Annotated in this window: 7 protein-coding genes and 1 pseudogene; 6 read left to right on the top strand and 2 right to left on the bottom strand. The window is 67.1% G+C overall.

The window, feature by feature from the left end; all coding sequences use genetic code 11:
* Window positions 1-549: 549 nt before the first annotated feature.
* Window positions 550-1,185 (bottom strand): tetratricopeptide repeat protein, encoded by a 636-nt coding sequence (locus tag N4G47_RS20180; RefSeq protein WP_475289756.1) that lies wholly within the window; start codon window positions 1,183-1,185, stop codon window positions 550-552.
* A 169-nt stretch (window positions 1,186-1,354) separates the two neighbouring features.
* Here N4G47_RS20180 and N4G47_RS20175 point away from each other — a divergent pair, with 169 nt between their 5' ends.
* A complete protein-coding gene (locus N4G47_RS20175) occupies window positions 1,355-5,041 on the top strand; it encodes an indolepyruvate ferredoxin oxidoreductase family protein (RefSeq protein WP_475289755.1) in 3,687 nt (1,228 codons plus the stop codon).
* A 72-nt stretch (window positions 5,042-5,113) separates the two neighbouring features.
* Here N4G47_RS20175 and N4G47_RS20170 read toward each other — a convergent pair whose 3' ends face one another.
* Window positions 5,114-5,728 (bottom strand): DUF938 domain-containing protein, encoded by a 615-nt coding sequence (locus N4G47_RS20170; RefSeq protein ID WP_475289754.1) that lies wholly within the window; start codon window positions 5,726-5,728, stop codon window positions 5,114-5,116.
* A 667-nt stretch (window positions 5,729-6,395) separates the two neighbouring features.
* On the opposite strand from N4G47_RS20170, the gene N4G47_RS20165 reads away from it, so the two are divergent.
* The 5 genes and pseudogenes from N4G47_RS20165 to N4G47_RS20145 all read left to right on the top strand — a co-directional run bounded on the left by N4G47_RS20165 (window position 6,396) and on the right by N4G47_RS20145 (window position 12,754).
* Window positions 6,396-8,027 carry a TldD/PmbA family protein gene (locus N4G47_RS20165; RefSeq protein WP_249842315.1) on the top strand — a complete coding sequence of 544 codons (1,632 nt, stop codon included), beginning with the start codon at window positions 6,396-6,398 and terminating at the stop codon, window positions 8,025-8,027.
* Window positions 8,028-8,057: 30 nt separating this feature from the next.
* Complete coding sequence (locus N4G47_RS20160; protein WP_107231380.1) at window positions 8,058-9,692, top strand: TldD/PmbA family protein; 1,635 nt, start codon at window positions 8,058-8,060, stop codon at window positions 9,690-9,692.
* A 21-nt stretch (window positions 9,693-9,713) separates the two neighbouring features.
* Window positions 9,714-11,047 (top strand): annotated as a pseudogene (locus N4G47_RS20155) (TldD/PmbA family protein).
* A complete protein-coding gene (locus N4G47_RS20150) occupies window positions 11,047-11,754 on the top strand; it encodes a DUF4159 domain-containing protein (RefSeq protein WP_475289753.1) in 708 nt (235 codons plus the stop codon). The pseudogene N4G47_RS20155 and the gene N4G47_RS20150 overlap by 1 nt, the downstream one beginning before the upstream one ends.
* Window positions 11,755-11,770: 16 nt before the next feature.
* Window positions 11,771-12,754 carry an AAA family ATPase gene (locus N4G47_RS20145; RefSeq protein ID WP_107231377.1) on the top strand — a complete coding sequence of 328 codons (984 nt, stop codon included), beginning with the start codon at window positions 11,771-11,773 and terminating at the stop codon, window positions 12,752-12,754.
* Window positions 12,755-12,757: the final 3 nt, after the last annotated feature.

The raw sequence follows: 12,757 nt of genomic DNA, 5'->3' as shown, positions 1-12,757 counted from the left end.
TCAACGCAACAGCCGTGGTTGGCCGGGCGGGGTGAGTTCGCGGGGACGCCGTAAACCCGTCCTTGGGGGCTTGGCCGCGGCATCCATGCCGCGGACACCCCCGCGAACCCACCCCGCCCGGCCTCTGACAATGTCCGAGTGCGTCCACCACGGAAAAGAAAAAGAAGAGCAAAAGCAAAGGCAAAATCAGGTCGGCTGGCCGCTTTTTGTAGAGCCGAGCCCACGCTCGGCTGCTCTTCGATCAGATTTCCAGTATTCGATTCCGATGCGGATTCATCCACGCATGGCGTGGATCTACCGTGTCGACCAAGGTCGACACCTACCAGCAGCCGCCGGAACCTGTCGAAGGCGGGGCACTGTGGGTTTGCGGGGTGTGAGCCGCATGGATGCGGCGACCAAGCCCCCATGGATGGGTTCACGGCGGCCCCGCAAACCCGCAGTGCCCCGCCATCCCACAGTAAACCCGCTGTTGCTGTTGCTTCGGCTGTTGCTGTTGCTTCGGCTGTCGCCTCTGCGGGTGCCGGGTGCAACCCGGCACAACCACCTCCCTCAGGGCCAGGCCGGCGGCGCTGCGGCCCAGGCCTGCTGCACTTCGGCCAGCGAGGCACGCTCGTCGTCACGCCACAGCGGCAGCAACTGCACATAGCGGCTGCTGTCGCTCCACTGCGCCGGCTCGGTGCGCACCGCCGCGGCATACCACTGCACCGCCTCCTGCTTCTGGCCGGCCCGCCACAACGCCAGGGCGTAGGTGGGTGGCAACCAGGCCGGTTTGCTCAACGAGCCCCCGGCGGCGGCCTGCCATTGTTCCAGTGCGGCCTCGGCCTGGCCCTGGCGCAGCAGGTCCCAGCCATAATTCCAACGTACCCCACGGCCCAGGCTGCCCTGTACCGGCGCGTCCTTCAGCGCCTCGCGATACAGCTGATCGCCCAGTTCGGTACGGCCCTGGGCGATCGCCACCGACGCCAGCTGTACGGTCGCCTCCACCACACGGCGGCCACGCTCGCGCTGCTTCAGCAGCTGCGCCACCAGCGTATCGCCCTCGGACTGGACCACGACCATCGGCACCGCGGCCGCATCGCTGTCGAAATAGAACTCCTGTGGTGCCGGCAGCGCCGGCGCGGCCCAGGCAATGGCCGTTCCCGAGACCAGCAGCACGCTGGCCAGGATCTTTGCTGAAACTGACATCCCTTCTCCCCAGGCTGCAACCGCAACCTCCCTCTCTCTCCCCGATCCTAACCGCAGCATGGCCGCCGGCGCGAGTGCCGGGGGCTGCGGGGCCTCGCTGCTACAATTCGCGCCTTTCCCGCCGCGTGCCCGCACGCGGCCGGTGCCAGCCGATCCTACCGGGCCAGCCATGACCAGTACCGCGCAACTCACTTCGCCCTCTTCCGCCGACCTGATCGACCGCGAGTACTCGCTCGACCACAAGTACACCCGCAACGAGGGGCGGATCTACCTGAGCGGCGTGCAGGCATTGGTGCGGCTGCCACTGATGCAGCGCCTGCGCGATGAGCACGAAGGCATCGACAGCGCCGGCTTCGTCAGTGGCTACCGCGGCAGCCCGCTGGGCGGCTTCGACCTGGAGCTGTGGCGCGCGCGCAAGCATCTGGACGCGGCCAGGGTGAAGTTCACCCCCGGCCTGAACGAGGACCTGGGTGCCACCATGGTCTGGGGCACGCAGCAGACCAACCTGTTCCCCGGCGCCAACGTGCAGGGCGTGTTCGGCATGTGGTACGGCAAGGGCCCGGGTGTGGACCGCTGCGGCGACGTGTTCAAGCACGCCAATGCCGCCGGCACCTCGCGCTACGGCGGCGTGCTGGCGCTGGCCGCCGATGACCATGCCTGCCGCAGCTCGACCCTGCCGCACGGCAGCGAGGACGAGTTCGTCAGCGCGATGATGCCGGTGCTGAACCCGGCCGGCGTGCAGGACATCCTCGACATGGGCCTGCTCGGCTGGGCGATGAGCCGCTATACCGGGCGCTGGGTCGGCTTCAAGACCATTGCCGAAACGGTGGAATCGTCGGCCTCGGTGCAGGTCGATCCGCTGGCGCGCCGCATCGTGCTGCCGGAAGACTTCGAGATGCCCGGCGGCGGCCTCAACATCCGCTGGCCGGACCCGCCGATGGACCAGGAGATGCGCCTGCACCGCTATGCGGTGAAGGCTGCACAGGCCTTTGCCCGCGCCAACGGCATCGACAAGGTGGTGATGGACGCACCGCGCGCGCGGCTCGGCATCGTCACCACCGGCAAGAGCTACCTGGACGTGCTGCAGGCGCTGGAATACCTGGGCCTGGACGAAGCGGCCTGCGCCGACATCGGCATCCGCGTGTACAAGGTCGGCATGACCTGGCCGCTGGAGCCGGAAGGCATCGCGCGCTTCGCGCAGGGCCTGGAAGACATCATCGTGGTGGAGGAAAAGCGTGCCTTCATCGAGCGCCAGATGAAGGAACAGTTCTTCAACTGGCCGGCCAGCTGGGGCCAGCGCCCGTCCATCGTCGGCAAATACGACGAGAGCGGCGAGTGGATCCTGCCGTCCACCGGTGAACTGACCCCGGCCACCATCGCCGGCGTGATCGGCCGCCGCATCCAGAAGTTCTTCAACAACGAATCGATCGAGCAGCGCCTGCAGTGGATGCAGGAAAAGGAAGCCGAGCTAGCGTTGCCGCGCGCCAGCTTCCCGCGTGTACCGCACTACTGCTCGGGCTGCCCGCACAACACCTCCACCACCGTGCCGGAAGGCTCGCGTGCGCTGGCCGGCATCGGTTGCCATTACATGGTGACCTGGATGGATCGCAGCACCGACACCTTCACCCACATGGGCGGCGAAGGTGTGACCTGGGCCGGGCAGGCGCCGTTCACCGATACCCCGCATGTGTTCCAGAACCTCGGCGACGGCACCTACTTCCACAGCGGTTCGCTGGCGATCCGCCAGGCGGTCGCGGCCGGCGTCAACATCACCTACAAGATCCTCTACAACGATGCGGTGGCGATGACCGGCGGCCAGCCGGTGGACGGCCCGCTGAGCGTGCCCGACATCGCAAAGCAGATGCGCGCCGAAGGCATCCACACCATCGTGGTGCTGTCGGACAACATCGGCAAGTGGACCGGCCAGCGCGAGCACTTCCCCAGCGACGTCGAGTTCCACGACCGCAGCGAGCTGGACGCGGTGCAGAAGCGCCTGCGCGAAGTGAAGGGTGTTTCGATCCTGATCTACGAACAGACCTGCGCCACCGAGAAGCGCCGCCGCCGCAAGCGCGGCAAGCTGGAAGACCCGCAGAAGCGGGTGCTGATCAACTCGCTGGTGTGCGAAGGCTGCGGCGACTGCGGCAAGAAGAGTTTCTGCGTGTCGGTGCTGCCGAAGGAAACCGAGTTCGGGCGCAAGCGCGAGATCGACCAGTCCAACTGCAACAAGGACTATTCGTGCGTGAACGGCTTCTGCCCGAGCTTCGTCACCGTGCACGGCGGCCAGCCGCGCAAGGGCAGCAAGCGCGATGCCTCCACGCTGCTGGACAACCTGCCCGCACCCAGTGTGCGCAGCACGCTGGAACAGCCCTGGAACATCCTGATCACCGGTGTCGGCGGCACTGGCGTGGTGACCATCGGCGCGCTGCTGGGCATGGCCGGGCACCTGGAAGGCAAGGGCGCTTCGGTACTGGACCAGACCGGCCTGGCGCAGAAGGGCGGCGCGGTGACCACGCACATCCGCATCGCACGCCGCCCGGACGACATCCACGCGGTGCGCATTGCCGCCGGCGAGGCCGACCTGGTGCTGGGCTGCGACATGGTGGTGGTCAATGACTACTGGGCACTGTCGAAGGTGCGCGCCGGCCGCTCGCAGGTGGTGCTGAACACCTATGAGGCGATGCCGGGTACCTTCACCACGCGCCCGGACATGCAGTTCCCGGCGGCCGACATCATTGCCGGCGTGCGCGTCGCGCTGGGTGGTCAGGAGCCGTTGCTGCTCGATGCTACCCAACTGGCCACCGCGCTGCTGGGCGACGCCATCGCCGCCAACCTGTTCATCCTCGGCTATGCGTGGCAGCAGGGCCTGGTGCCGCTGTCATTCGAATCGCTGATGCGTGCCATCGAGCTCAATGGCGCCGCCGTGGCGATGAACCAGCAGGCCTTCGCCTGGGGCCGCCTGGCCGTGGTCGATCCGCAGGCCGTGCAGCAGGCCGCCGGCCTGGTGCGCAACCGTCATACCGATACCGAATCCACCCCGGGCCCGCTGCACCCGCTGCCGCCAGGCGAGTGGGAAGGCAACGAGTGGGGCGCCACTGCGGCGCCGCGCAACACCGGCGACGAACGCGAACTGCGCGGCCTGCCCTCGCACGGCGGCGACGTGGCGTTCCTGCCGCTGGACGACGCCCGTCTGTCGCGCTCGCTGGATGAAATGATCGAGCGCCGTGCGGCGTTCCTGGTGGAGTACCAGGACGCTGCCTACGCCAACCGTTACCGCAGCCTGGTCGAGCGCGTGCGCGCCGCCGAAGCCGAACGCATCGGCGGTTCCACTGCGCTGACCGAGACCGTGGCCCGCTACCTGTTCAAGCTGATGGCGTACAAGGACGAGTACGAAGTGGCCCGCCTGTACACCAGCGGCGACTTCCAGCGCCGCCTGCAGCAGCAGTTCGAGGGCGATTACCAGCTGCGCTTCCACCTGGCGCCGCCGCTGTTTGCGAAGAAGGACGAACAGGGCCGGCTGCTGAAGAAGGAATACGGCCCGTGGATGTTCAAGGCCTTCGGTCTGCTGGCCAGGCTGAAGTTCCTGCGTGGCGGGCGCCTTGATGTGTTCGGCCGCACCGAGGAGCGCCGCATGGAGCGCCAGCTGATTGCCGACTACGAGGCAACGGTGCAGGTGCTGCTGGACGGCCTGGAGGATGATCGTCTGTCGCTGGCGGTGGAGATCGCCAGCGTGCCCGAGCACATCCGCGGCTTCGGCCACGTCAAGGAAGCCCACTTCGCTCAGGCCAAGGCGCGGGAAGCGGCGCTGCTGGCGCAGTGGCGCAACCCGAAGGCGCTGCATATCGTGCAGGTCGCTTGAAGGTGGTGCCGGCCGCTGGCCGGCCTCTTCCTGGTCATCGATTGCCGGCCAGCGGCCGGCACTACCGGCGGTTCAGCCCAGCCGCCACAGCAGCAGCCGGTTGTTGGCCGGCATCGCCACATCACGCAGGCGGGTGAAGCCGTTATCGGCGGCCAGCGCCTGCACGGCCTCGCTATCGCGGATGCCGCTGCGCGGGTCGCGCCCCTTCAGCCAGCCATCGAACTGCGCGTTGCTGTCGCTGGTGTAGTGGCCGCCGTAGTTGAACGGGCCGTACACCGCCAGCAGTGTGCCGTGGCGCAGCACCGACGGCAGCGCGGCGAACAGCGCCTGTACGTGGTCCCAGCTCATGATGTGCAGCGTGTTGGCGCTGAACGCGGCGTCGAACGTGCTGCCCTCGGGCAGCGACAGGCCGGGTGCCGGCGGCAGTTCCACCTGCAGCGCCAGCGGCGGCAGCAGGTTCAGCAATGCCGCTTCGGCACGCCATGCCTCGATGCCGGGCAGGTGGTCCGGGTGATCGCTGGGCTGCCAGCGCAGCCACGGCCAGCGTTCGGCGAAGAAGGCCGCATGCTGGCCGGTGCCGCTGCCGATTTCCAGCAGCCGATGACGGTCGCCCATCCACGGGTCGAGTGCGGCGGCGATCGGCTCGCGGTTGCGCTCGCAGGCTTCTGAATACGGCTTGCTCGACATCAGGACGGGGTCCAGGCGGGGTCGGCCCATTGTGCACGAGGGGGTTTTACTGAGCAGGGCTGCGCCCTGCACCCGCCCGGAACAACAGCAACATCAACAACAAAGACAGAAGCGGGCTTCCTGTGGGATGGCAGGGTGGGTCCGGTTGCGGGGGACGCCGTAAACCCGTCCTTGGGGCTTGGCCGCGGCATCCATGCCGCGGACACCCCCGCAACCGGACCCACCCCGCCTTCGACAGTTGGCTGCGATCTGTCGGAACGGCATTCTGCTCTGGTGGGTGTCGACCTTGGTCGACACGGATGAATTCATTCGATATCTGACAGATGTGTCGACCAAGGTCGACACCCACCAACAGCACACGGAATCTGTCAGAGGTGGGACGGTGTGGGTGGGCAGGACCGTTGGCGCCATGGATGGCGCCATCGAGCCCCCACGGACGGGTTTACGGCGTGTCCTGCCCACCCACACCGCCCCGCCAACCCACGGACAGCCCGCAGTTGCTGTTGCTTCCGCTCTGAGCAGGTGCAGGGCTGCAAGCCCTGCCGAAACCCTCCCCACCCATGACTGCAGTCACTTGCCCGGACGCCCCGCGCTGGCGAAAGTCGAGCAGTTGACGTGATCGGTCCGGCGCGTTGCCAACCGCGCGCAAGCGAGAGAGAGAAACGCTGTGCAACGACGTGAGTTCCTGGCTGTATCCGGTCTGGGCCTGGCGGGCCTGCTGCTGCCGCATTCCCGTGCCATCGCCGCCGAACAGCTGCTGGCCCCGGTCGACAGCGCCCAGCGCCGGCGCCTGGCCGAAGTCGCCCTGGCTGCCGCGCGCAGCGCCAAGGCGAGCTACTGCGATGTGCGCATCGGCCGCTACCTCAACCAGTCGGTCATCACCCGCGAGCACCAGGTCGGCAATGTGACCAACCGCGAATCGTCCGGCGTGGGCGTGCGGGTGATCGTCAACGGGGCCTGGGGCTTCGCCGCCACCCATCAGCAGAGCGAAGCCGCCGTGCGCGCCGCAGTCGAGCAGGCGGCCGCCATCGCGCGCGCCAACGCCGGTATCCAGACCCGGCCGGTGCAGCTGGCACCGACGCCTGCGGTAGGCGAGGTGCGCTGGCAGACGCCGGTGCGCAGGAACGCCATGGCGGTGCCGATCCAGGACAAGGTCGAGCTGCTGCTGGCACTCAATGCCGCCGCACTGAATGCGGGCGCCGACTACATCAATTCCACCCTGTTCCTGGTCAACGAGCAGAAGTACTTCGCCTCCAGCGACGGCTCGTTCATCGACCAGGACATCCACCGCATCTGGCTGCCGTTCACCGCCACCGCCATCGACAAGGCCAGCGGCAGGTTCCGCACCCGCGCCGGCCTGTCCTCGCCGATGGGCATGGGCTACGAATTCCTCGACGGTGATGCGCGCGGCAAGGTACAGCTGCCCGGCGGCATTACCGCCTACCGCGATTCCTATGATCCGGTCGAGGACGCCATCGCCGCCGCCCGCCACGCGCGCGAGAAGCTGAAGGCGCCGTCGGTGAAGCCGGGCAAGTACGACCTGGTGCTGGACCCGTCCAACCTGTTCCTGACCATCCACGAGAACGTCGGCCACCCGCTGGAGCTGGACCGCGTGCTCGGCTACGAAGCCAACTACGCCGGCACCAGCTTCGCCACGCTGGACAAGCGCGATGCCGGCTTCCGCTGGGGCAGCGACATCGTCACCTTCTTCGCCGACAAGACCCAGCCGGGCAGCCTCGGCGCGGTCGGCTACGACGATGAAGGGGTGAAGACGCAGCGCTGGGACCTGGTGCGCGACGGCATCCTGGTCGACTACCAGGCCACCCGCGATGAGGCCCATATCCTCGGCCGCGATGCATCGCACGGCTGCAGCTATGCCGATTCGTGGTCCAGCGTGCAGTTCCAGCGCATGGCCAACGTTTCGCTGGCACCGGGCCGGACGCCGCTCAGCGTGGAGGACATGATCAAGGACGTGGAGAACGGCATCTACATCCACGGCCGCGGTTCGTACTCGATCGACCAGCAGCGCTACAACGCGCAGTTCGGCGGCCAGCTGTACTACCAGATCAAGGACGGAAAGATCGCCGGCATGGTCGAGGATGCGGCCTATCAGATCCGCACGCCGGAGTTCTGGAACGCCTGTACCGCCATCTGCGACGAGCGCGATTTCCGCCTCGGCGGTTCGTTCTTCGATGGCAAGGGCCAGCCGGGCCAGGTCTCGGCGGTGTCGCACGGTTCGTCCACCACCCGCTTCAACGGCATCAACATCATCAACACCGCGCGCAGTCTCGGCGCATGAGCCACCCATCCTTCGACATGGAGAGCAGCCTTGCAAAGACGTGACTTCCTGGCCCTGACCGGGCTTACCGCGGGCGGGCTGATCGTGCCCTCCTTCTTCGGCAAGGCGATCGCCGCCGAGCAGCTGCAGTCCAGCCTCGACCCGGCGCTGAAGAAGCGCCTGGCCGACGCCGCGCTGCAGGCCGCACGGAGCGCCGGCGCCACCTACTGCGATGTGCGCATCGGCCGCTACCTGCGCCAGTTCGTGATCACCCGCGAAGACAAGGTGCAGAACGTGGTGAACACCGAGTCGACCGGTGTGGGCATCCGCGTGATCGTCAACGGTGCGTGGGGCTTTGCTGCCACCAATGCGCTGAGCACCGCCGACGTGGCCCGCGCCGCGCAGCAGGCCGCGGCGATTGCCAAGGCCAATGCCGGCGTGCAGACCGCGCCGGTGCAGCTGGCCAAGGCGCCGGGCGTGGGCGAGGTGAGCTGGCGCACGCCGATCCGCAAGAATGCGATGGAAGTGCCGATCAAGGACAAGGTTGGCCTGCTGCTGGACGTCAACGCCGCGGCGATGGGCGCCGGTGCCAGCTTCGTCAACTCGATGCTGTTCCTGGTCAACGAACAGAAGTACTTCGCCTCCACCGACGGCTCCTACATCGACCAGGACGTGCACCGCATCTGGGCGCCGATGACGGTCACCGCCATCGACAAGGCCAGCGGCAAGTTCCGCACGCGCGAAGGACTGTCCGCGCCGATGGGCCTGGGCTACGAATACCTGGACGGCGCGGCCAGCGGCAAGGTGCTCACGCCCAACGGCGTGGTGAACTACGGTTCGTCCTACGACATGAAGGAAGACGCCATCGCGGCGGCCAAGCAGGCGCAGGAAAAGCTGAAGGCGCCGTCGGTCAAGCCCGGCAAATACGACCTGGTGCTCGACCCGTCGCATACTTGGCTGACCATCCATGAGTCGATCGGCCACCCGCTGGAGCTGGACCGCGTGCTCGGCTACGAAGCCAACTACGCCGGCACCAGCTTCGCCACCCTGGACAAGCGCGAGCAGCATTTCCAGTACGGCAGCGAGCTGGTCAACATCTTCGCCGACAAGACCCAGCCGGGCAGCCTGGGCGCGGTCGCCTACGACGACGAAGGCGTGAAGTGCAAGCGCTGGGACCTGATCAGCGACGGCAAGCTGGTCGATTACCAGACCATCCGCGACCAGGCCCACATCCTGGGCAAGACCGAGTCCGATGGCTGCTGCTACGCCGATTCGTGGTCCAGCGTGCAGTTCCAGCGCATGGCCAACGTGTCGATGGCGCCGGGCAAGAAGCCGCTGAGCGTGCCGGACCTGATCAAGGACGTGGAGAACGGCATCTACATCATCGGTGACGGCTCGTTCTCGATCGACCAGCAGCGCTACAACGCGCAGTTCGGCGGCCAGCTGTTCTACGAGATCAAGAACGGCCAGATCACCCGCATGCTGGAAGACGTGGCCTACCAGATCCGCACACCGGAATTCTGGAATGCCTGCACCGCCGTGGCCGACGAGCGCGACTACCGCCTGGGCGGTTCGTTCTTCGACGGCAAGGGCCAGCCGGGCCAGGTCTCGGCGGTCTCGCACGGTTCATCCACCGCGCGCTTCAACGGCATCAACGTCATCAACACCGCACGCAGCCTCGGCTGACCGGTCAGGAGCCCTTACACCATGAGTATCTTCACCGAAGCCCAGGCCAAGGCCATCCTCGACAAGGTCATCGCCCTGTCCAAGGCCGACGAGTGCACTGCCGTGCTGGCCGGCGCGATCAGCGGCAACATCCGTTTCGCACTGAACAATGTTTCCACCAGCGGGATTGTCGACAACACCGAACTGGCCGTCACCGTGGCCTTCGGCAAGCGCGTAGGCACCGCCTCGATCAACGAGTTCGACGACGCCGCGCTGGAACGCGTGGTGCGCCGTGCCGAAGACCTGGCCCGCCTGGCGCCGGAAAACCCGGAGTTCATGCCGGCCATCGGCAAGCAGAGCTACCGCGCCAGCCCGACCTTCAGCGAATCCACCGCCGCGATCGATCCGGCCTTCCGCGCCAAGGTCGCCGCCGATTCGATCGCACCGTGCCGTGGCAACGGGCTCATTGCCGCCGGCTTCCTCGAAGACGGCCAGGGCTTCCAGGCCACCGCCAACAGCAACGGCAACTTCGCCTACCAGCGCACCACCAACTTCGATTACACCTGCACCGTGCGCACCGAAGATGGCCGCGGTTCGGGCTGGGTCGGCCGCAACCTGAAGGATGCGGCGGACTTCAAGGCCGAGCAGGACATCCGCATCGCCATGCGCAAGGCCACCGAATCGGCCGAAGCGAAGGCGCTGGAACCAGGCAAGTACACGGTGATCCTGGAGCCGGCGCGGCCGCGGGCCTGATCAGCTTCATGATGAACTTCTTCAGTGCACGCTCGGCCGATGAAGGCCGCAGCTTCCTGTCCAAGAAGGGTGGCGGCAACAAGCTGGGCGAGCAGGTCTACGACCCGCGCGTGACCATGATCGCCGACCCGTGGCACCCGGACGCGCCGGTACTGCCGTGGGACAACGATGGCCTGCCGCGCGAACGCATGGCCATCATCGAGAACGGCAAGGTGGCCAACCTGGACTACTCGCGCTTCTGGGCCCAGAAGCAGGGCAAGACCGCCAAGGCCTCGCCGGGCAACCTGCTGATGAGCGGTGGCGAGAAGAGCACCGCCGAGCTGGTGCGCGGCACCCAGAAGGGCATCCTGGTCACGCGTACCTGGTACATCCGCATGGTCGATCCGCAGACCGTGCTGCTGACCGGCCTGACCCGCGACGGCACCTTCTATATCGAGAACGGCCAGATCAAGCACCCGGTGAAGAACTTCCGCTTCAACGAATCGCCGGTGATCATGCTCAACAACATCGAAGAGCTGGGCAAGCCGGTGCGCGTGGCCGGTGATGAATCCAGCTACGTGATGATGATCCCGCCGATGAAGCTGCGCGATTTCACCTTCACCTCGCTGTCCGACGCGGTCTGATGGATCGCCGGGCCTGCCTGCGCTGGTTGGCTGCTGCCGCTTCTGCGGCGGCGCTGCCGGCCTGGGCGCAGGCGGGCCCGCGCAGTTCGCGCTACGACTTCTGGTTCACCCGCCTGCAGTACGACTCGGGCGACTGGGACGTGGACGCGCGCATGCCGTCCAACCTGATCACCTCGCTGATCGACTACACCTCGCTGCGGGTGGACCCGCAGGAACACGTGGTGGCACTGGCGGACCCGCGCATGCTGGAGGCGCCGTTCTGCTACCTGGCCGGGCACACGCTGGTGGAATTCAACGCCGCCGAGCGGCAGAACTTCGTGCGCTACGTGCGCAACGGTGGCTTCGTCTTCGTCGATGACTGCAACCATGACATCGACGGCCTGTTCGCCACCTCGTTCGAGGCGCAGATGGGCCGCCTGTTCGGGCCGAACGCATTGCAGAAGCTGCCCAACAGCCACGCGCTGTACCGCAGCTTCTTCCGCTTCCCCGACGGCCCGCCTGCCACCAGCTTCGAACTCAACGGCTGGGGCGACGACCTGGTGCACGACTATCTGAAGGGCATCGAGGTCGATGGCCGCCTGGGCCTGCTCTACAGCAACAAGGACTACGGCTGCGAGTGGGACTACGACTGGCGCAACAAGCGTTTCCTGGCCGAAGACAACACCCGCTTCGGCGTCAACATCGTGATGTACGCGTTGAACAATTGATAGGACCTGCACGCCCATGACCGCCCCCGACCTCGATTCCCTGCTGCCGCGCCTGCACGATCTGCGCGCTGCGCTCGCACGTGCCGTGGTGGGCCAGAACACCGTGGTCGAGCAGCTGCTGATCGGCCTGCTGGCCGGCGGCCACTGCCTACTGGAAGGTGCGCCGGGACTGGGCAAGACCCTGCTGGTGCGCTCGCTGGGCCAGGCACTGGAACTGCAGTTCCGGCGCGTGCAGTTCACCCCCGACCTGATGCCCAGTGACATCCTCGGCACCGAACTGCTGGAAGAAGACCACGGCACCGGTCATCGCCATTTCCGCTTCCAGCAGGGCCCGATCTTCACGAATCTGCTGCTGGCCGACGAACTCAACCGCACCCCGCCCAAGACCCAGGCGGCGCTGCTGGAGGCAATGCAGGAACGCACGGTCAGCTACGCCGGCACCACCTATGCGCTGCCGGCGCCGTTCTTCGTGCTGGCCACGCAGAACCCGATCGAGCAGGCCGGCACCTACCCGCTGCCGGAAGCGCAGCTGGACCGTTTCCTGCTGCACGTGCTGGTGGATTACCCCAGCGAGGACGAAGAGCGGCAGATCCTGGAGCAGACCACCGGCGGTGCCACCGACGCGGTACCGAAGGTGATGGATGCCGAGGCGGTGATTGCCTTGCAGGCGGCCGTGCGCCAGGTGCATGTCAGCCCCGATGTGCTGGCCTGGATCACCCGCCTGGTACGCGCCAGCCGACCCGGCGACGGTGCACCTGCGGCGATCAACCAGTGGGTGAAGTGGGGCGCCGGCCCGCGTGCCGGGCAGTCGCTGGTGCTGGCGGCGAAGGCACGTGCACTGCTGCAGGGCCGTTTCGCCGCCACCCGCGAGGATGTGCAGGCGCTGGCCGCACCGGTGATGCGTCATCGCCTGCTGCTGTCATTCGCCGCCGAGGCCGAGCAGAAGCGTGCCGACGACGTGGTCGCCGCGCTGCTGCAGGCCGTGCCGTTCCCGGGTTGATCC

The organism is Stenotrophomonas sp. GSD10 (genome assembly GCF_056172695.1).
The sequence above is the reverse complement of the archived record's forward strand: the minus strand, read 5'-3'. Positions and strand labels throughout refer to the sequence as shown.

What these genes read in the sequence shown, in the direction of transcription:
- N4G47_RS20180 (WP_475289756.1), bottom strand. Translation starts at nt 1,185, where the DNA reads ATGTCAGTTTCAGCAAAGATCCTGGCCAGCGTGCTGCTGGTCTCGGGA.
- N4G47_RS20175 (WP_475289755.1), top strand. Translation starts at nt 1,355, where the DNA reads ATGACCAGTACCGCGCAACTCACTTCGCCCTCTTCCGCCGACCTGATC.
- N4G47_RS20170 (WP_475289754.1), bottom strand. Translation starts at nt 5,728, where the DNA reads ATGTCGAGCAAGCCGTATTCAGAAGCCTGCGAGCGCAACCGCGAGCCG.
- N4G47_RS20150 (WP_475289753.1), top strand. Translation starts at nt 11,047, where the DNA reads ATGGATCGCCGGGCCTGCCTGCGCTGGTTGGCTGCTGCCGCTTCTGCG.
- N4G47_RS20145 (WP_107231377.1), top strand. Translation starts at nt 11,771, where the DNA reads ATGACCGCCCCCGACCTCGATTCCCTGCTGCCGCGCCTGCACGATCTG.